At 61.8% G+C, this 259-nt stretch carries 1 protein-coding gene; it reads left to right on the top strand.

Annotated elements, in window-relative coordinates:
* A partial coding sequence (locus AC0IW9_RS31160) for a hypothetical protein (RefSeq protein ID WP_471652165.1) occupies positions 1-259 on the top strand: 259 nt, incomplete at both ends.

Raw genomic sequence — 259 nt, 5'->3', positions numbered from 1 at the left:
ACTAGCGCCGGCACGCTGGCTAGCGACACATCTGATACAGACAGCCGCGGCGTTGCGCGCGTGGTTTTGACCAGTCCTACGTCGGCCGGACTGGCCAAGATTGAAGCGCAGATGGGTACCGTCAAAGGCACGACCTCCGTACGCTTTGCGGCGGGTCTTCCAAGTGCCAATAGCAGCGCGCTCTTGTTGGAGGCAACACCGCTTTCCATCACCGCCGACGGCGTCAGCACTTCCTCGCTGACGGCGACCATTTACGACG

The sequence above is a fragment of the Belnapia sp. AC561 genome (genome assembly GCF_979252845.1).
This window is presented reverse-complemented; position numbering and strand designations above follow the sequence as displayed.